This window comes from Kitasatospora sp. NPDC036993, from assembly GCF_055607525.1.
Genome location: NZ_JBVJRP010000017.1, coordinates 105,765 through 127,261 on the forward strand (window position 1 = coordinate 105,765; position 21,497 = coordinate 127,261).

2 protein-coding genes are annotated in these 21,497 nt (G+C 75.3%); both read left to right on the forward strand.

Annotated elements, in window-relative coordinates; genetic code table 11:
• Positions 1–48 precede the first annotated feature (48 nt).
• Positions 49–1,986, forward strand: a complete 1,938-nt coding sequence (gene asnB, locus ACZ7C5_RS30150; protein WP_470323848.1) for an asparagine synthase (glutamine-hydrolyzing) — start codon at positions 49–51, stop codon at positions 1,984–1,986.
• Positions 1,983–21,431 (forward strand): SDR family NAD(P)-dependent oxidoreductase, encoded by a 19,449-nt coding sequence (locus tag ACZ7C5_RS30155; protein WP_470323849.1) that lies wholly within the window; start codon positions 1,983–1,985, stop codon positions 21,429–21,431. Before asnB ends, ACZ7C5_RS30155 begins: the two co-directional genes overlap by 4 nt.
• Positions 21,432–21,497: the final 66 nt, after the last annotated feature.

Below are 21,497 nucleotides of genomic sequence, written 5' to 3' on the forward strand. Positions count from 1 at the left end.
TGCGGAATAGCCGGGTTCCTCTCGGGCCCGTTGCCAGGAGCCACCGGGGTGATCACCTCGATGCTCTCGACCATCCGCCACCGCGGACCGGACCAGGCCGGCTACTACCTGGACGACGGGCTCGCCATGGGCACCGTACGGCTGGCGATCGTCGATCCCGCCGACGGCGACCAGCCGATGGCCGACCCGACCGAGCGCCACTGGATCTGCTTCAACGGCGAGATCTACAACCACGTCGAGCTGCGCGCGGAGCTGGAGGCCCTCGGCCGCCCGTTCCGCACCGACCACTCCGACACCGAGGTCGCGCTCCAGGCCTGGCTCCAGTGGGGCCCGGACTGCTTCGCCCGCTTCAACGGCCCGTTCGCGCTCGCGATCAGGGACAGCGCGACCGGCGGGCTGGTGCTGGCCCGCGACCGCTACGGCAAGCGCCCGCTGTACTACGCCGAGCACGACGGCGCCCTGCTGTTCGCCTCCGAGGCGAAGGCCTTCGGCGCCTTCCCCGGCTTCCGGTTCGAGCTGTCCCCGCAGGACCTGGCGGCCGTCTACGCGGTGTGGACGCCGCTGCCCGACCGCACGCCCTTCGCCGGCGTCCGCCAGCTGCCGATGGGCTCCTACCTGGAGGTGAACGGGCGCGGGCGCACCCTGCGCGCGTACGAGGAACTCACCTTCGACGTCCCGGGCTTCGACGGCACGGAGCAGGAGGCGGTCGCGTTCGTCCGGGAGAACCTGCGCAGCGCGGTGGAACTGCGCCTGCGCTCCGACGTCGAGGTCGGCGTCTACCTGAGCGGCGGCCTGGACTCCTCCGTGGTGACCAGCCTGGCGACCAGACTGTCCCGGCACCAGGTCCGCACCTTCTCGGTCGCCTTCAAGGACAAGGACTTCGACGAGTCCGACAGCCAGCTCCTGGTCGCCGGACACCTGGGCACCCTGCACTCCGCCCTCCCGGTCACCGGCGCGGACATCGCCGACAACCTGCCGGCCGCGGTGTACCACGCCGAGGTGCCCACCTTCCGGACGTCCTTCGTCCCGATGTTCCTGCTCTCCCGCCACGTCCGCGACGCCGGCATCAAGACCGTGCTCAGCGGCGAGGGCGCCGACGAGGCCTTCCTCGGCTACTCGCTGTTCCGCGAGACCATGCTGCGCGAGCGCTGGCACGAGCTCTCCGACACCGAGCGCCGCGCCGCCCTCGCCACCCTGCACCCCGAACTGTCGCACTTCGGCCCGGCCCACCAGAGCCATCTGCTCGGCCTGTACCAGCAGTTCGCCACCGAGCGGCTCCCCGGCCTGTTCTCCCACGAACTGCGCTACCAGAACGGCAGGTTCGCGGCCCGGCTGCTCGCCGCCAAGGACGACCCGTTCGCCGGCCTGCTCGACCTGGTCGACCGGACCCCTGGCTACCGGTCCATGTCCGCGGTGCAGAAGGCCCAGTGGCTGGAGTACAAGACCCTGCTGCCCGGCTTCCTGCTCTCGACCCAGGGCGAGCGCGTCGCGCTGGCGCACAGCGTGGAGAACCGCTGCCCGTTCCTCGACCCCGCGGTGGTGCGGGCCGCCGCCTCGGTCAACCTCCGCTTCGACGACGGCTGGAACGAGAAGGCCCTGCTGAAGAAGGCGTTCCGCGCCGAACTCCCGCAGTGGACCACCGTCCGCCCCAAGCAGCCCTACCGCGCCCCGGGGGCCGGGGCCTTCAAGGAGCACCGCCCCGACTACCTCGAACTGGTGCTCTCCGACGGCGAGCTGGGCAAGCTCGACTTCCTGGACCAGCGCTTCGCCCGCCGGCTGACGGACCGGATCATGTCCTCGCCCGTCGAGGAGGTGAGCACCAAGGAGGACCAGGCCTTCGTCTACCTGCTCACCACCGCCGTGCTCCACCGGCAGTTCGTGCTCGACGGCGCGGGCCGGGCCGGCGGCGCCCCGGCCGGAGCGCTCGACCTGAAGGTGACCGTGGACCGGCGTCACGCCGTCCGGACCGAGAAGGAGACCCGGTGACCACCGACGGCACGGCCATCATCGGGCTCGCCCTGCGCTTCCCCGGGGCCGACACCCTCCCCACGCTCTTCGGCCACCTCGCCGCCGGACGCTCGCTGATCACCGAGGTCCCCGCCGAACGGTGGTCCAAGGAGCGCTACTTCGGCGACCCGCGCACCGGCGGTGAGCGCACCAACAGCATCTGGGCCGGTTTCGTCGAGGACGCGGACCGCTTCGACGCCGCCTTCTTCAACATCTCCCCGCGCGAGGCCGAGACGATGGACCCGCAGCAGCGGTTCGCCCTCGAACTCGCCTGGAAGGCCATCGAGGACGCGGGCTACCGCGCGGGAGAACTCGCGGGCAGCAACACCGGCGTCTTCATGGGCCTGTGCCACGCCGACTACGCCGAACTCATCGAGCGCGACGACGTGGCCACCGACGCCTACCTCCCGACCGGGACGGCCTACTCGATCGTCGCCAACCGGCTCTCCTACTACTTCGACTTCCACGGCCCGAGCATCGCCAACGACACCGCCTGCTCCAGCTCCCTGGTCTCCGTCTACGAGGCGGTGACCGCGCTGAACAACGGCGACTGCGACCTGGCACTCGCCGGCGGCGTGAACCTGTGCTGGTCCCCCAAGCTCTTCGTCGCGTTCAGCAAGGCCGGCATGCTCTCGCCCACCGGCCGGGCGCACGCCTTCGACGAGAACGCCGACGGCTTCGTCCGCGGCGAGGGCGGGGCCGTCCTGCTGCTCAAGCCGCTCGCCCGGGCGCTCGCCGACGGCGACCCTGTCCACGGGGTGATCAAGGGGGTCGGCACCAACCACGGCGGCCGGACCAACTCGCTGACCGTGACCAGCCCGGCCGCCCAGGCCGCGCTGATCGAGTCCGTCCACACCAGGGCGGGCGTCGCCCCGGACACCGTCGGCTACATCGAGGCCCACGGCCCCGGCACCCCGGTCGGCGACCCGATCGAGGTCGTCGGCCTCAAGCGCGCCTTCCGCAGCCTGTACGAGGCGGCCGGCACCGAGCCCAGCCCCGGCACCACCGGCATCGGCTCGATCAAGACCAACATCGGGCACCTGGAGTCCGCCGCCGGAGTGGCCGGCGTGGTGAAGGTCGTCGCCGCCATGGCGGCCGGCGTGCTGCCCGCGACCGTCAACTTCCAGGCCCTCAACCCGCTGATCAACCTGGACGGCAGCCCCTTCTACGTCGTGGACGGGACGACGCCCTGGCCCGCCCCCGAGGGCGCCCCCCGCCGGGCCGGCGTCAGCTCCTTCGGCTTCGGCGGGACCAACGCCCACCTGCTGCTGGAGGAGCCGGAGCACCGAGCCGCGCCCTCCGAAGGCCCCGGACCGTACGTCCTCCCGCTGTCCGCGCGCAGCCCCGAGCGGCTGCGCGCCCTCGCGGCGCAGCTGCGCGAGCACCTGCTCGCGGCGGAGTCCGCGCTGCGGCCGCGGCAGTCCCTGGCCGACGTCGCCCACACCCTGCGGGTGGGCCGCGAGCCGCTGGCCGTCCGGGCGGCACTGGTCGTCGCCGACCGGGAGCAGCTGGCCGCCGCCCTGGAGTCGCTCGCCTCCGGCGCGCTCGCCGCGGGCGGGTCCCTCAACCCGGCCGGCGCCGGCCCCGAGGTCATGACGGCGGTCGAGGACTGGCTGGGCGGCGGGGACGCCGGCTGGCCGCACCACCCCGGGGCCCACCGGGTGCGGCTGCCCACCTACCCGTTCGCCCGGGACCGGCACTGGTACCGGATGCCGGAGCCCGTCGCCCCCGCCGTCGGGCAGCTGCACCCGCTCGTCCACCGCAACACCTCCGACCTGGCGCAGCAGCGCTACACCTCGACCTTCACCGGCGCCGAGCCCTTCCTCGACGACCACCGCGTCGGCGGCCGGCGGGTGCTGCCCGCCGCCGCCTACGTCGAGATGGCCAGGGCCGCCGTGGAGCGCTCCGCCACCGGGGAGGGCACCGTCCGGCTGAACGACCTGGCCTGGCTGCGGCCGGTCACCGTGGACGGGGAACCGGTCGACGTCCAGGTCGAACTGACGCCCGGGGAGCAGGGGATCGCGGTCGGGTTCCGGGTCGACGGGACGGTCCACGGCACCGGCCGCGCCGACCTCGTGCCGCCCGCCCCGCCGGCCCCGCTCGACCTGGCCGCGCTGCGCGCCTCCTGCCCCGACGCGGCCGACCCGGAGACCGTCCAGCGACGGCTGCGCGCCCAGGGCCTGGAGTACGGCCCGGCGATGCGCGCGCTGCGGGAGCTGCGCACCGGCGGCGCAGGCCAGGCACTCGCCCGCATCCGGGCCACCGAGCCCGAGGGCAGCGGCCACCTGCTGCCGCCGAGCCTGCTCGACGCGGCCTTCCAGGTCTCCGTCTCCCTGATGGGCGACCAGGACGGCCCGACCCTCCCGCTGGCCCTCGACGAGGTGCTGGTCCACCGGCCGTGCCCGGCCGAGAGCTGGGCCTCGGTCCGGCGGACCGGCGGCTCGGGAACCGTGGCCACCTTCGACATCGACCTGTGCGACCGGGAGGGCACCGTGCACGCCACGCTCCGCGGGCTGGCCCAGCGCGCCACCGGCGCCGGCCCCCGCGTCGTCACCGCCACCACCCGGTGGACGGACCGGCCGCTGCTCCCCGGCGCCACCGCCCGCACCCCGCACACCCCCGCGCTGCCCGGCATCTCCGCGTCGGCCCCGGCCGACGGCGTCGACGCCGTGACGGACGCGGTGTTCGCGGCCGTCCGGGACGTGCTGGCCTCCCGGCCCACCACGGAGCACCGCTTCGTGGTGCTGGTCGACGGACGCGTCCCGGCGCACTTCCACCGGCCGCTCGCGGGCCTGTTCCGCACCGTCGCCGCGGAGAACCCGCTGGTCTCGGGACGGGTGGTGCGGGTCGACGGGCTGGACGCGGCCGGCCACACGACGGTCGAGCGGATCGTCCGCGAGGAGTGCGCCGACGACGGCGCCGACAGCGAGGTCCGCCGGGCGGCCGACGGCGTCCGGCAGGTGCTGGAGCCGGTGGAGACGCCGCTCGGGTCCGGCCCCGCCGTGCCCGCGCTGCGCACCGGCGGGGTGTACTGGGTGACCGGCGGCCTGGGCGGCCTCGGCCCCCACGTCGCCCGCTACTACGGCCGGGCCCAGGCCACGGTCGTGCTCAGCGGCCGGTCCGCGTCGGGCTCGCTCGACGCGCTGCGCGCCGACGGCGTCGACGCCCACTACCTGCCGGTGGACGTCACCGACGCCGAGGAGGTCCGGGCCGCGGTCGAGACGATCCTGCGGGACCACGGCTCGCTCGACGGGGTCGTCCACGCGGCCGGCGTGCTGCGCGACCAGTACCTGGTGCGCAAGGACCTGGCCGACGTCCGCACGGTGACCGCGCCCAAGATCCGCGGCGCCCTCAACCTCGACGCCGCCACCCGCCACCTCGGCCTCGACCACTTCGTGCTGTTCTCCTCGGTCGCCTCGGTGTACGGCAACCCGGGCCAGTCCGACTACGCCGCGGCCAACGCGTTCCTGGACGCCTTCGCCGGGCACCGGCAGGCCCTGGTCGACGCCGGGGAGCGCGGCGGCCGTACCGTCGCGATCGGCTGGCCGCTGTGGGCGGACGGCGGCATGACGATGGACGCCGCCGGCCGGGAGGCGATGCGCCGCGAGCGCGGCTGGGAGCCGCTGCCCACCGAGGACGGGCTGCTCGCCCTCGGCCGGGCGCTCGCCGCCGACGCCCCGGCCCACGTCGTGGTCGGCTACGGCGCCGGCGCGACGCTCGCGGCCAGGACGGCCGCCGCCCCTCCCGCGGTGGCACCGGCCGCACCCGCGGTTCCCGCCGCCTCCGGCGCCGACGGCGGGGACCTGACCGAGCGGACCGAGGAACTGCTGCGGCGGGTCGTCGCCGAGGTCCTCCGGCACCCCCCGGAGCACCTCGACCCGGCCACCAACCTCATCGAGTACGGCATCGACTCGCTGAGCATCATGGGCGTGACCACCGAGCTGGAGAAGCTGTTCGGGCCGCTCTCCAAGACGATCTTCTTCGAGTACCTGAACATCGCCGACGTCGCCGCCCACTTCGTGGAGTCCCGGCGCGAGCAGCTGGAGGCCGTCCTCGGCTCGGCCGTACCGGAGCCCCCGGTGGTGTCCGAGCCGTCGGTGGTGCCGGAGCCCTCGGCGGTGCCGGAAGCCTCGGCGGTGCCGGAGCCCTCGGCGGTGCAGGAGAGCGGGCAGGCCACCGTCACCGCGCCCGAGGCGCCGTCGCGGCCCCGGCGGGACCGGGACGACCGGCACGACATCGCGATCATCGGGGTGTCCGGCCGCTACCCGGGCGCCGACACCCTCGACGAACTGTGGGAGCTGCTGGAGAACGGCCGGCACAGCTTCGAGGAGATCCCCGCCGAGCGCTGGGACCACGGCATCGTCCACGACAGCGACCGGTCCGTCCGGGGAAAGAGCGTCATCCGCACCGGGACCTTCCTGCGCGACATCGACGCCTTCGACCCCCGCTACTTCCGGATCTCCAAGCGCGAGGCCGAGCAGATGTCCCCGGAGGTACGCCTGTTCCTCCAGGCCGGCGTGCAGGCCCTGGAGGACTCGGGCTACTCCCGGGAGACCATCCGGCGGCGCTACCAGGGCGACGTCGGCGTGCTCGTCGGGACGATGAGCAACCACTACAACCTGTACGGCTTCCAGAACAGCCTCACCCGCGGAGCGCCGCAGAGCGGCAGCTACACCGGGACGATCCCCAACATGCTGTCCTACTTCTACGGCCTGACCGGGCCGTCGATCTTCCTGGACACCATGTGCTCGGCCTCCTCGACCTGCGTCCACCAGGCCGTGCAGATGCTGCGGGCCGGCGAGTGCCCGATGGTGGTCGCTGGCGGCGTCAACCTGCTGCTGCACCCGTACAACCTGGTCACCTCCTCGGAGGAGCACTTCACCACCGGCACCTCCGACGTGATCCGCAGCTTCGGCGTCGGCGTGGACGGCACCATCCTCGGCGAGGGCGTCGGCGCGGTGGTGCTCAAGCCGCTGGTCGACGCGGAGCGGGACGGCGACCACGTGTACGCCGTGATCAAGGGCACCGCCCTGTCCAACGCCGGTGCCCGCAACGGCTTCACCGTGCCCAGCCCGGCCATGCAGGCCAGGGCGGTCGAGAAGGCCGTCGAGGACGCCGGGATCGACCCGCGGACGATCACCTACGTGGAGGGCCACGGCTCGGGCACCGCGCTGGGCGACCCGATCGAGGTGCGCGCCCTCACCACGGCGTTCCGCGGGTTCACCGAGGACCGGCAGTACTGCGCGCTCGGGTCGGTCAAGGCCAACATGGGCCATCTGCTGGCCGCCGCCGGGATGGTGGGCCTGGCAAAGGTGCTGCTGCAACTGCGGCACGGCAAGCTGGTGCCCTCGCTGCACAGCACGGAGCTCAACCCGGACATCGACTTCGCGGACACGCCGTTCCGGGTGCAGCAGACCCTCGCCGACTGGCAGCCCGTCGTCACCACGGTCGACGGCCGGCAGGTCACCCACCCTCGCCGGGCCGGGATCACCTCGATCGGGGCCGGCGGCATGAACTCGCACATCATCCTGGAGGAGTACCCGCCGCACCCGGTGCGCCGGGAGCCGTTCGGCGAGCAGCTGTTCGTGTTCTCCGCGATGAACGAGGCCGCCCTCGGCCGCTACCTGGCCGTCTTCCGCGACCACCTGGCCGGGGCCCGCGAGGCCGACCTGCCCGACATCGCCTTCACCCTGCGGGTGGGGAAGAACGAACTGCCGCACCGCTGGGCCTTCGTGGCGGCCGACCTGGCCTCCGCGCTGGCCGCCGTCGACGGCTACCTGGCGGGCCGGCGGGAGCTGCCGGACCACGAGGTGGCCGGGCCCTGGCTCGCGGGCCGCGGCGTCGACTGGGACCGGCTGCCCACGGCCCGCCGGGTCCCGCTGCCCCCGTACCCCTTCGAGCAGGTGCGCTGCTGGGTCGAGCAGGAGCCCGACGCGCCGTCCGTGCTCGCCCCGCTGGCCTACCGGGAGCGGCTGCACCCGTTCCTGGGCCGCAACGAGTCCGACGTCCGCGGGCTGCGCTACACCGCGGAGATCCGCCTCGACGACCTCCTGGACTACACCTACCGGCAGGACAAGGTGCCCGTCGTCGTGTCCACCTTCGCGGTGGACCTCGCGCTCGCCACCGCGAAGGTCACCGGGTTCGCCGACGAGCCCGCGGTCCACGACCTGCGGGTGCTGCGTCCGGTCGACTGGTCCGCCACCGACCGCCTGGTCACCGAGTTCGCCGACGGCCACGGGCTGGTGCGGGCCGGGGACGGGCCGCCGGCCGTGGAGTTCACCGTCCGGCCGGCCACTGCGCCGCCGGCCGGACGGATCGACCTCACCGGCCTGCGGCCGCTGCTGGACCGGGCCGGCTTCCTGGCCGGACTGGCCGAGGGCGGGGTCGTTCCCCGGCCCGCCTCCTGCGGCGTCGACGGGGTGTCCACCGCCCGGGACGGCCGGACCGTGCTGCACCTGTCCGGCCCCGAGTTCCAGCAGGACCACGTCCGGCGCAACGTCGGCATCGAACCGTCCGTGCTCGCCGCGATCGCCCTGGGCGTGCAGTGGACGGCGCGCCGGGCCGGCGATCCGGAGTGGCCGCGGGTCGCGCCCAACCGGATCGGGGAGGTCACCGTCCGGGCCGGGGGTCCGGTCGCCCACGTCGTCCTCGGCGGGGACCGGATCGTCCTGGCCGACGGCTCCGGCGAGATCCTCGGCGTGCTGGACGGCGTGCGGTACGGCACCGGGGGCACCGCCTCGGCCGGCCACCGGGCCGCGCGGCCCGCCGTGGTTCGGCCGGCCGCCGTTCAGCCGGCCGTGGCCACGGCTGCCGTGACCACGACCACCGCAGCCACCGCAGCCCCGACCACCACCGCCGCAGCCACGACCGCCGCGACCGGGCCGGCGGCGTCCGGCGTCGTGGAGGTGCTGCGCGAGATCGCGGCGGGGCTGCTGAAGTTCGAGCCGGCCGAACTCGACCCGAGGACCGGCCTGGACGCGTTCGGCTTCGACTCCATCTCGCTGGTCTCCTTCGCCGAGCAGATCGAGGAGCGCTTCGGCGCCAGGGTCAGCCCGGCCGTGTTCTTCGACCTCAGCACCCTGGAGGCGCTGGGCGCCCACCTGGTCGACGAGCACGGGGTCCCGGCCGCGCCGCTCGACCCGGCCCGTCCCGCGGCCGTCGCAGCGGTCGTCCCCGCGGCCGCCACGGCGCCCGTCCCCTCGACCGCCACGGCTCCCGCACCGGCACCGTCACCCCGTGCCGGGACGGACCCGCTACCGCCGATCGCCGTGATCGGCGCCGCCGGACGCTTCCCCGGCGCCCGCGACCTCACCGAGTACTGGGCCAACCTGGTGGCCGGGCGGGACTCCGTCACCGGCTTCCCGCTGGACCGCTACGACGAGGAGCAGCGCCGGACCATCGCCGGCCTGGACTTCCCCCAGCGGATGGGCGTGCTGGACGACGTCGACGCCTTCGACGCGGCGTTCTTCCGCATCCTGCCGCGCGAGGCCGAGCTGATGGACCCGCAGCACCGCCTGGTACTGGAGACGGTGTGGCAGGCGCTGGAGGACAGCGCCCACCGGCCGAGCGAACTCCCCGCCAACACCGGGGTGTTCATCGGCGTCACCGGCAACGACTACGCGACGCTGCTCACCACCGGCGGGGTGCAGCCGGACGCCTTCACCGCGACCGGCAACACCCACTCGATCCTGGCCAACCGGATCTCCTACCTGCTCGACGTGCGCGGCCCGAGCGAGCCCATCGACACCGCCTGCTCCAGCTCGCTGGTGGCGGTGCACCGCGCCATGGAGGCCATCAGGTCCGGCGCGTGCGACCTGGCGATCGCGGGCGGGGTGAACGTCCTGCTCGACGCCGGCACCTTCGTCAGCGCCCACCGCGCCGGGATGCTCAGCCCGGACGGCCTGTGCCGCACCTTCGACGCCGACGCCGACGGCTACGTGCGCGGCGAGGGCGTCGGGGCCGTGATCCTCAAGCCGCTGGCGGCGGCCGAGCGGGACGGCGACGCGATCCTCGGCGTGCTCCGGGGCAGCGCCTACAACCACGGCGGCCGGGCCAACTCGCTCACCGCGCCGAACGCCGACGCCCAGGCCGAGCTGGTGACCGCCGCGGTCGGCGGCCTCGACCCGGACACCATCGGCTACATCGAGACCCACGGCACCGGCACCGCCCTCGGCGACCCGGTCGAGGTCCGCGCGCTGCGCACGGCGTTCCGCCGGCTCGGCCGCAGCGACGACGGCGCCTGCGGGCTCGGCTCGGTCAAGACCAACATCGGGCACCTGGAGTCCGCGGCGGGCATCGCGGGGCTGCTGAAGGTGCTGCTCGCGCTCCGGCACGGGGTGCTGCCCGCCAACCGGCACCTGCGGCGGGTCAACCCGTTCGTGGAGCTCGCCGACGGGCCCTTCCACCTCGTCAGGGAGAACGAGCCGTGGCCGCGCCCGCGCGACCGCGACGGCCGTGAGGCGCCGAGGCGCGCCGGGGTGAGCAGCTTCGGCTTCGGCGGCGTCAACGCCCACGTCGTGGTCGAGGAGTACGTCCGGGACGGTGCGGAGCGGGGCGGGCCCTCCGGGGACGTCGCGGTGCCGCTGTCGGCCCGTACGGCCCGGCAGCTGACCGACCGGGCCCGGGACCTGCTGGCCTTCCTGGAGTCCCCGGACGGGGACGGGGTGTCGCTGCGCTCCGTCGCCCGGACCCTCACGGCCGGCCGCGAGGAGATGGCCGAGCGGATCGGCTGGACGGTGTCCTCCCCGGCCGAACTCGCCGACCGCCTGCGGGCGTTCGTGACCACCGGCGAGCGCGGCGAGGCCTCCGGCGCGCTGGCGCGCTGGATCGCCGGTGAGGCCGTCGACCCGTCGGTCCCGGCCGACGGCCCCCCGCCCGGGCGGGTGCACCTGCCCGGGTACCCCTTCGCCCGGGACCGGTTCTGGTTTCCCCGGACCGGGCCGGTCCCGGGACCGGCCGGCCGGCCCGTGGCCCGGCCCCTCGCCGAGCCCGCCGCTGATCCGACCGCCGAGCCGGTCACCGAGCGCGCCGAGGCACCCGTCACCACCCTGTCGGTCCCGCAGTGGGCCCCGGCTCCCGCCGCGCCCGGGCGCCGCCACGACCGCCGCGCGGTCGTGCTGTGCGGCATCGCCGGGGACGTCCCCGGGGCGATCCGGCTGGAGACCGCCAAGCGGCGGCCCGAGAGCCGGTTCCGCGACCTGTCCTGGAAGCTGCTGGAGACCGTCCGGGGCCTGACGGCCGAGGACGGCACGGTGCTGGTCCAGGTGGTCACCGACACCCCCGCCCTGGCCGGACTGCTGCGCTCGGTGGCCAAGGAGGACCCGCGGGTCCTCGGTCAGGTGATCGTCGTGGACGGCGCCGCGGCCGCCGACCCGGCCGCGGTGGTCGCGGAGAACGCCGACGGGGCGGACGACCTCGTCCGCTACCACGACGGCGTCCGGCAGACCCGCATCTGGACCCAGGCCGGCCCCGCCGCCGGCCACCCCGCCCCGCCGTGGCGGGACGGCGGCGTCTACCTCGTCACCGGCGGGGCCGGGGGCATCGGCGCCGCGACGGCCCGCCGGATCGCCGCCGACGTCCGGCGGCCCACCCTCGTCCTCGCGGGCCGGTCCCCGGCCGACGAGCGGGTGACGGCGCTGCTCGCCGAGCTGCGCCTGGCCGGCGCGCTGGCCCGCTACGTCCGGGCCGACGTCTCGCGCTGGGAGGAGGTCCGCCACCTGGTCGCCGAGGCGGGCGAGGTCACCGGAGTGGTGCACGCCGCGGGCGTGGTCCGCGACGCGCCGCTCGCGGACAAGACCCCGGAACAGTGGGAGGAGGTCCTCGGGGCGAAGGCGGACGGGCTCGTCCACCTCGACCGGGCCACCGAGCACTGCCCGCTGGAGTTCCTGCTCGCCTACTCCTCCGGCGCCGGGATCACCGGCAACCCGGGGCAGTGCGACTACGCGGCCGCCAACGCCTTCCTGGACGAGTTCGCCGCCGCGCGGAACGCCTCGGTCGCCCGTGGACAGCGGCGCGGCCGGACGCTCTCCGTCGCCTGGCCGCTGTGGCAGGACGGCGGCATGGCCGTCGACGAGCGCACCCTGGCCTACCTGCGGGAGGACCGCGGGCTGGTGCCGATGCCGACCGGCACCGGCCTCACCGCCCTGGTCGACTCCTGGCACACCGGGGCGGACCAGGTGTGGGTGCACCACGGCGTGCCGGCCGTCCCGGTGGCACCGCCCGTGGCCACGCCCGCGACCGCGCCGTCCGAGCGCGCCGTGCTGGACCACCTGCGGGAGGTCCTCGCGGAGGTCAGCGGGCTCGCCCCCGCCGAGGTGGACCCGGACCGGTCGTTCGTCGAGACGGGCCTGAACTCGGTGATGGTGCTCCAGCTCAACCGCGCCCTCACCCCGTTCTACCCGGAGGTCTCCTCGACCCTGTTCTACGAGCACCCGACCCTGCGGGCGGTGGCCGCCAGGCTCGCCGCCGGCCGGCGGCCGGAGCCCGCGCCTCAGCGGCCGGCCGGCGTTCCCGCCTCCGTCTCCACCGCCGTCTCCACCGCACAGCCCGTCGGGGGCCGACCCGTCGCCCCCGACGAGCCCATCGCCGTCATCGGGCTGAGCGGCCGCTACCCGGGCGCCGCCGACCTGGACGGCTTCTGGGAGAACCTCAGGGCCGGCCGCGACAGCATCCGCGAACTGGACCGCTGGCCGCTGGACGGCTTCTTCGAGGCCGACCGCGGCACCGCGGCCGCCACCGGGCGCAGCTACAGCAAGTGGGGCGGCTTCCTGGACGGCTTCGCGGACTTCGACCCGCGGTTCTTCGGCATCGCCCCGCGCGACGCGTACGCGATGGACCCGCAGGAGCGGCTGTTCGTCCAGGCCTCCTGGGAGGTGCTGGAGGACGCCGGGTACACCAGGGCGCGCCTCGCCGAGCAGCACGACCACCGGGTCGGGGTGTTCGCCGGCGTCACCAAGGTCGGGCACGCCCGGCACCAGGCAGGTCTGCTGCCCTCGGGCGAACTCGTCGTCCCCGGGCTGTCGTTCGCCTCGCTGAGTGCCAGGGTCTCCTACCTGCTGGACCTGCGCGGACCGAGCCTGACCGTGGACACCATGTGCTCGGCTTCGCTGACCGCGATCCACGAGGCCTGCGAGCAGCTGCGCAGCGGCGCCTGCGAGGTCGCCATCGCCGGTGGGGCGAACGTCTACTCCCACCCGCTGGACTACGTCGAGCTGTGCCGCTCCGGCATGCTCTCCTCCGACCGGCACTGCCGCAGCTTCGGCTCCGGCGGCCACGGGTTCGTCCCCGGCGAGGGCGTCGGCTGCGTGCTGCTCAAGCCGCTGTCCCGGGCGCTCGCCGACGGGGACCGGGTGCTGGGGCTGATCCGCGCCACCGGCGTCAACCACGGCGGGCGCAGCACCGGTTACACCGTGCCGAGCCCGACCGCCCAGGGCGCGCTGATCCGCCGGGTGCTCGACCGCGCCGGCGTCTCCGCCCGGCAGGTCGGGTACGTGGAGGCGCACGGCACCGGCACCGAGCTGGGCGACCCGATCGAGGTCGCCGGGCTGGCCGGGGCGTTCCGGCAGGACACCGACGACCGGCAGTACTGCGCGCTCGGCTCGGTGAAGTCCGGCATCGGGCACCTGGAGGCCGCGGCCGGCGTGGCCGGCCTCACCAAGGTGCTGCTCCAGCTCAGGCACCGGGAGCTGGTGCCCACCCTGCACGCCGAACAGCCCAACCCGAACATCGACTTCGCATCGTCCCCCTTCCGGCTCCAGCGCGAACTGGCGCCCTGGCACAGCGAGGGCCCGCGGATCGCCGCGGTGTCCTCCTTCGGTGCCGGCGGCTCCAACGCGCACGTGATCGTCGAGGAGTATCCCGTGCAACCCGCAGACGGCACCGAGGACGGCGCCGAGCAGGTCGTCGTCCTGTCCGCCCGGACACCCGAACAACTCACCGCCTCCGTCGACCGGTTGGCCGCGTTCCTCGACCGGGAGCCGCGGACGCCGCTGGCCGGGGTCGCGTACACGCTCCAGGTCGGGCGGGAGGCGCTGGCCGAGCGGTACGCGGTCGTGGTCTCCTCCACCGGGGAACTGCGGGACGCGCTGCGTTCCGGCCGGGGACACCGGGGCACCGCGGGGGCCTCCGGCGGGCTGCTCGCCGAACTCACCGCGGACGGCGAGCTCCAGGAGCTGCTCGTGCGGCGGTGGAGCGCCGCCGGGGAGCTGACCAAGATCGCGGCCCTGTGGGCGTCCGGCGTCGCGGTCGACTGGCGGCGGCTGCACCCGGGGGCGCGGCGGACGGTCTCGCTGCCCACCTACCCGTTCGCGGCGGACCGGTTCTGGGTCGGCGACCTGGCCCCGGCCGGGGCGGCGCCCGCACCTACGGCCGTACCCGCTCCGGTGGCCGCTCCGGTGGCCGTCGCGGCGCCGGAGCCGGTGCAGGCCGTCGAACCGGTCAGCGAACCGGCCGACCTGGACGAGCTGGTGCCCGTGCTGGTGCGGCAGAAGGTCGCCGCGGCCCTCGCGCTGGACCCGGGCGAGGTCCTCGGCGGGCTCGCCTTCGCCGACCTGGGCCTGGACTCCATCCTCGGGGTCAGGGTGGTCCACGAGCTCAACACCGCGCTCGCGCTGGACCTTTCGACCACGGTGGTGTTCGACCACAGCACGGTCGACCGGCTGGCCGCGCACCTGCTCGCCGAGTACCGGGACGTCATCGCGCCCGCCCGCGCCGAGGCCCCCGTCCCCGAGCCCGCTCCGGCTCCTGCCCCTCAGGCCCCTGTCGCTCCGGCCCCCGTCCGTCAGGAGCCCCGCCCCGTACGGGCGGAACGCGCCCCGGAGAGCACCGACCGCGGGCCGATCGCGGTGGTCGGCATGAGCGGCCGGTTCGCCGGCACCGGCTCGCTCGACGAGCTGTGGACCCGGCTGGAGCACGGGGACGACCTGGTCACCGGCACCACCCGGTTCCGCCTCGACGGCGTGAGCCCGTGCACCCGGGGCGGCTTCCTCGACCGGATCGACGAGTTCGACGCGCTCTTCTTCAACATCTCCGGCACCGAGGCCGCCGCGATGGACCCCCAGCAGCGGCTGCTGCTGGAGGAGTCGTGGAAGGCCCTGGAGGACGCCGGGTACGCCGGCCGGATGGAGCACCGCCCCTGCGGGGTGTACGTCGGCGCCTGGGCCGGGGACTACCTGGAACTGCTCGACGAGGACGCCCCGGCCCAGGCCCTGTGGGGCAACATGGCCTCGGTGATCCCGAGCCGGGTCAGCTACGCCCTCGATCTCAAGGGCCCGGCGATCGCCGTCGACACCTCCTGCTCCAGCTCGCTGGTGGCGATCGACCTGGCCTGCAAGGACCTCTGGTCCGGCGAGACCTCGATGGCCCTGGCCGGCGGGGTGTTCGTCCAGTCCACGCCGCGGCTGTACGGGCTGGCGGGCCGCGCCGGGATGCTGTCCCCGACCGGCCGCTGCCACAGCTTCGACCACCGCGCGGACGGCTTCGTCCCCGGTGAGGGCGTCGGGGTCGTGGTACTCAAGCGGCTCTCCGACGCGCTGGCGGACGGCGACCACGTGCACGGCGTGATCACGGCCGTCGGGGTCAACCAGGACGGCGCCACCAACGGGATCACCGCCCCGAGTTCGGTCTCCCAGGAGAACCTGATCGGCTCGCTGTACGAGCGGTCCGGCGTCGACGTGGAGCGGATCGGACTGGTCGAGGCGCACGGCACCGGCACTCCGCTGGGCGACCCGATCGAGTTCCGCGCCCTGGACCGGGTCTTCCGCGCCCGCACCGACCGCACCGAGTTCTGCGCGCTGGGTTCGGTGAAGACGAACATCGGGCACGCCCAGTTCGCCGCCGGCATCGCGGGCGTGCTGAAGGTCCTGCTGGCGCTGCGGCACCGGCGGATCCCCGGCTCGCTGAACTTCGAGACCGCGAACGAGGCGGTCCCGCTGGCCGGCAGCCCGTTCTACGTCAACTCCCTGGCCCGGGAGTGGGCCGCGCCCGAGGGCGGCCCGCGCTGCGGGGTGGTGAGCTCCTTCGGCGCCAGCGGCACCAACGCCCACGTCGTCATCGAGGAGGCGCCGCCGGTCGTCCGGCCCCCGGCGCCGCGCACGGACCACCCGGTGGTGCTGTCGGCGCAGACCGAACCGCAGCTCGCCGAGCAGCGGCGCCGGCTCGCGGCGCACCTGCGGGCCCACCCCTCGGTGGACCTGGGCGACCTCGCCCACACCCTGTGGGCCGGCCGCAGGCGCTTCGAGCACCGCTTCGCGTGCCTGGTGAGCGACACCGCCGAACTGCTCGCGGTGCTCGACGGCGACGCGCCCGCCCGTCCGGCGGGCGACGCCCCGGCGCCGTCGCGCGGCCGGATCGTCCCGCTGCCGACCTACCCGTTCGCCCCGGACCGGCACGGGCCCTCGGCGGGCCGCGACCGCGTCACGCTCGCCCGGACGGACGGCCTGCTGCGCGACCACGTCGTGCAGGGGCGGCACATCCTGCCCGCCGTCGCCCATCTGGAGCTGGCCCGCCGGGCCCTCGGCGGCACCCGGCTGCGGATGACCAACGTGACGTGGGTGCAGCCGCTGGAGGTCGGGGCGGAGCCCGTCGAGGTGCTGGTCGGCCTGCGGGCAGCCGCCCGTGGCGGCCACCGCTTCGAGATCTCCACCGGCGGGACGGTCCGCTGCGAGGGCACGGTGGCGCACTCCGACGCCCCGCGCCCGGCCAGGGTGGACCTCGCCGCCCTGCGCGCCGACTGCCGGGAGACGGTGACCGGCGAACGGATCCACCAGGCGCTGCGGTCGAAGGGCATCGAGCACGGCCCGAGCCTGCGGGCGATCCGGCAGGCGCACATGGGCTCCGACACGGTGCTCGCCGAACTGGTCCTGCCCGGCTCGGCCGAGCCCGGGGCACTCGCCCCCGCCCTGCTCGACTCGGCGATCCAGGCCACCGTCGCGGCGCACCTGACGCGACTGCACGACACCGCGGTGCCGTTCGCGCTGGAGCGGCTCGACCTGTTCGCCCCCTGCACCCCGGCGATGACGGCCGTGGTGCGGGGCATCGGGGCCGGGCCGCTCGGCCGGCTCGACATCGACCTGGTGGACGGGGACGGCGAGGTCCGGGTCCGGCTGACCGGCTACAGCTCCCGCCGGACGGCGCCGTCGGCCGTCGCGCCGTCGGCCACCGCACCGTCGTCCGTCGTGCCGTCGGCCACCGCACCGTCGTCCGTCGTGCCGTCGGTCACCGCGCCGCGCACCGGAGCACCCGTCACGACCGGCGCACCCGCGGAACCGCACACCGGCGCGCCCGTCGAACCGGCCCTCTACGCCCCGGTCTGGGACCCGATCGCCGCGACCGACCCCCGGGTGCCCGCCGCCGCGGACCGGGTCCTGGTCGTCGGCGGTCCGTCCCCGCTCGAAGGCGCGCTCGGCTGGCCGCTGCCCGCCACCGCGACCGTCGAGGAGGCCACCGCCGCGCTGCGCGGCCTCGGCCCGATCGACCACCTGGTGTGGACGGCGCCCGAGACCAAGCTCGCGCCCACCGACGCCGCCGGGTACACCGGCGCGCAGAACGACGGCGTGGTGGCGGCGTTCCGGCTGGTGAAGGCGCTGATCGCGGCCGGCTACGACGCCAGGCCGCTCGGCATCACCCTGGTGACGACCCGGGCCCTGGCCACCCACCCGGACGACGCGGTCCAGCCCGCCCACGCCGGGCTGCACGGCCTGTTCGGCTCGCTGGGCCGGGAGTACCGCAACTGGACCGTCCGCCGGGTCGACCTGGACGGCTCCGGCTGGCCCGCCGACCTCACCGCACTGCCCGCCCACTCCCCCGACGACTCCTGGGTCCGGCGGACCGGTCAGTGGCTGGCCCGCCGCTGGGCCCCGTGCGAGGCCCCCGAGCGGCCGGTGTACCGCGACGGCGGCGTGTACGTCGTCATCGGCGGCGCCGGCGGGCTGGGCGCGGCGTGGACCGGCCACGTGGTCGGGAACCACGGCGCCCACGTCACCTGGATCGGCCGCCGGGCGCAGGACGCCGCGATCACCGAGCGGATCCACGCCGCCGGAGGCCCCGGGCACGTCCGCTACCTCCAGGCCGACGCCGGGGACCCGGCCGCGCTGCGCCGGGCGCTGGCGGAGGTCCGACGCGAGCACCCCCGGGTGCACGGCGTCGTCCAGGCCACCCTGGTGCTGCGGGACGCCACCTTCGCCCGGATGGACGAGGCCGACCTGCGGGCCGCCCTGGCCGCCAAGGTCGACGTGACGGCCGCGATGGCCGAGGTGTTCGACGGCGAACCGCTGGACTTCGCCGTCCTGATGTCCTCGATGCAGTCCTTCACGACCGCCGCCGGCCAGGGCAACTACGCGGCCGGCTGCACCTTCAGCGACGCCTACGCCCACGCCCTGGGGCAGCACTGGGACACCCCGGTGCGGGTGATGAACTGGGGCTGGTGGGGCGGACTCGGGAGCGTGACCTCCGAGTTCTACCGGGAGCGGATGACCAGGGTCGGCCTGGTGTCGATCGAACCGCCGGAGGGGCTCGCCGCCCTGGACGCCCTGCTCGGCGGCGCGCAGCGGCAGCTCGCCTACGTGCGGACCGACCGGCGCAACACCCTGGCCAACTTCGACCGCGCCACCAGGGTCTCCGCGCCCGCCCCGGCCGGCCCTCCGCACACCGGCGCGCTGCCGGCCGGCCCCGGCTCCGGCTCCGGACTCGACTCCGGCCTCGGTTCCGGCCTCCACGAGGCGACGGCGGAGGCGGACCCCGACCTGGACGAGGTCGTCCGCTGGCGGCGGGCCGAACGGGACCCGTGGCTGGCCAAGGTCCTCGCCGCGCAGCTGGCCGACGTCGACCGCACGGCGGTGCTGCCGCAGTACGCCCAGTGGTGGGAGCACGCCCAGCGGGTCCTGGTGCCCGCCGAGCCCGCCGACCTCGTGCTGGCCCGCTGGGAGCGGCAGTGCGAGCGGTGGTCCACGGACCCCGACCGGGCGGCGGAGCTGCGGCTGGCCTCGGCCATGCTCGGCGCCCTGCCCGAGATCCTGACCGGCCGCACCCGCCCGACCGACGTGATGTTCCCGCGCGGCTCGATGGAGCTGGTGGAGGGCTGCTACCGCGACAACCACGTCGCCGACCTGTTCAACCGCACCATGGCCGGGAGCGCCGCCGCGCTGGTCGCCGACCGGCTGCGCCGGGAGCCGGGCGCCCGGCTGCGGATCCTGGAGATCGGCGCCGGCACCGGCGGCACCAGCGTGGGGATGTTCGCGGCCCTCCAGCCGTACCGGGAGAGCATCGAGCGCTATGTCTACACGGACGTGTCCAAGGCCTTCCTGAACCACGCCCGGGCCTCCTACGGCCCCGAAGTGCCGTACCTGGACTGCCGGTTGCTGAACATCGAGCAGCCGCTGTCCGGACAGGAGGTGCCCGAGGGCGTCTTCGACCTGGTCATCGCCGCGAACGTGCTGCACGCGACCAGGGACACCCGCAACACCCTGCGCAACGCCAAGGCGGCCCTGCGGCCGGGCGGGTGGCTGCTGCTGAACGAGCTCTCCGCGTTCGACCTGTTCAGCCATGTGACCTTCGGTCTGCTCGAAGGCTGGTGGCTGTTCGACGACCGGTCGCTGCGGATTCCCGGCTCGCCGGCGCTGTCGCCCGAGAGCTGGCGGGACGTGCTGGCCGGTGAGGGCTTCCGCACCGTGGTGTTCCCGCTGTCCCGGGCGCTGCCGCTCGGACAGCAGGTCATCGCGGCGGAGAGCGACGGGGTGTCCCGGCAGCTGGTGCCGGAGGGAAGCCGGCCGCAGGCCGCCCCGGCCCCGACCCCGACCCGGCCCGTCAAGGCCCGTACCGCCGAGGCACCGCCCGCACCTGCGCCGGCACCCGCCCCCGCCCCTGCCCCTGCCCCTGCACCCGCCGCGCAGGCCGCCCCCGTCGCCGCACCGGTCCTGGTGGCGCCGGCCGATCCTGCCGCGCTGATCCTGGCGAAGGCCGCGACCGTCCTCGGCATCCCCGCCGAGCGGATCGACACCTCCGCCCCGCTCACCGACTACGGGCTGGACTCGATCCTCGTCCTCCAGCTCACCAACGCCCTGCGCGAGCACTTCGGCGAGGACGTCTCCCCGACCCTGCTGTTCGAGGCCGAGAGCGTCGACGCGCTCTGCGCCCACCTGGCCGGTGCCCCCGGGCGGCGCTGGGCCCTGTCCAGCGGGCAGCTGACCATGTACCGGGACCAGCTGCGCTGCCCGGACTCCGTCGCCTACCACCTGCCGCTCCTCTTCGAGGTCCACGGCGACCCGGACGAGGCGGCGCTGGAGCGCGCGGTCCTGGAGCAGTCCGCGATCCACCCGCTGCTGGGCGCGGTGATCGCCGAACGGGACGGCGTGCCGTACCTGGAGGTCGATCCGGCCCGGGGCCCGTCCTTCGAGCGGGTCGCTCTCACGGCCACCACCAGGGCCGGCCGGCAGGCCGCGCTGCGCGAACTGGTCGGCGCTCCCTTCGACCTGGCCGCGGGGCCGCTGGTCCGGGCGCACCTGGTCGCGCTCCCCGACGGCCGCCGCCTGCTGCTGGTCACCGCCCACCACATCCTGCTGGACGGCACCTCCACGGCCCTGCTGGTCCGCACGCTGGGCGACGCCTACCGGGGTCGGGCGCGGCTGCGCGGCGCCGAGTTCGGCGAGTTCACCGCCTGGGAGGAGGAGCTGCTGGCCGGCCCGCGAGGGCGGCGCCACCGGGACCACTGGCTGACGGAACTGGCCGGCGCCGACCGGCGGCTCGCCCTGCCGTACGACCGTCCGCCGGTGCCGGGGCGGCTGCCCGACGCCGACGTGGTGGTGGCCCGGGTGCCGGGTGAGCTGGCCGCCGAGGTCGCCGGTACGGCGCGCCGGCACCGGGTCAGCGTCTCGACCGTGCTGTTCGCGGCCTACGCCCGGTGCCTGCACCGGTGGACAGGACAGGACGACCTGATCGCCGGGGTCACCACGGTGGCGCGCTACGAAGAGCGGTTCCAGGACGTGGTCGGCCAGTTCGCGAACTGCCTGCCGATCCGGTCCACGGCCACTGCCCCGGCCGGCGCCCCGGAGGACGTCGCCGGGCAGCTCAGGTCGCTCCACCGCCGGGTGGTGGCCGGGATCGAGCACGGCGCCTACCCGCTGGCGGAGATCGGCCGGGCCCTGGGCGGCGGTGACGAGCCGCTGGTGCGGGCCAACTTCCTGTTCCAGAACTTCGACGGCGCCGAGCTGCTCACCGGCGGCTCGCCCGCCGGGCCCGGCGAGTTGGACCTCGGGACCTTCGAGGACCTGCCCTACCCGGGCGAGTACCCGCTCGCCCTGGAGGTCTACCGGGAGGGCGACGGCTACAAGGCCTTCCTCAAGTACGACACCAGGGCCTTCGAGCAGGCCACGGCCCGGCGGATGGCGGACGAGTGGCTGGCGGCCGTCCGCGCGGTGTCGGCCGCCGGGTAGCGCCGGACGCGCGAGGAGGCCGGGCCCGCAGCGAGTGCTGCGGGCCCGGCCTCGTCGGTACCTGCG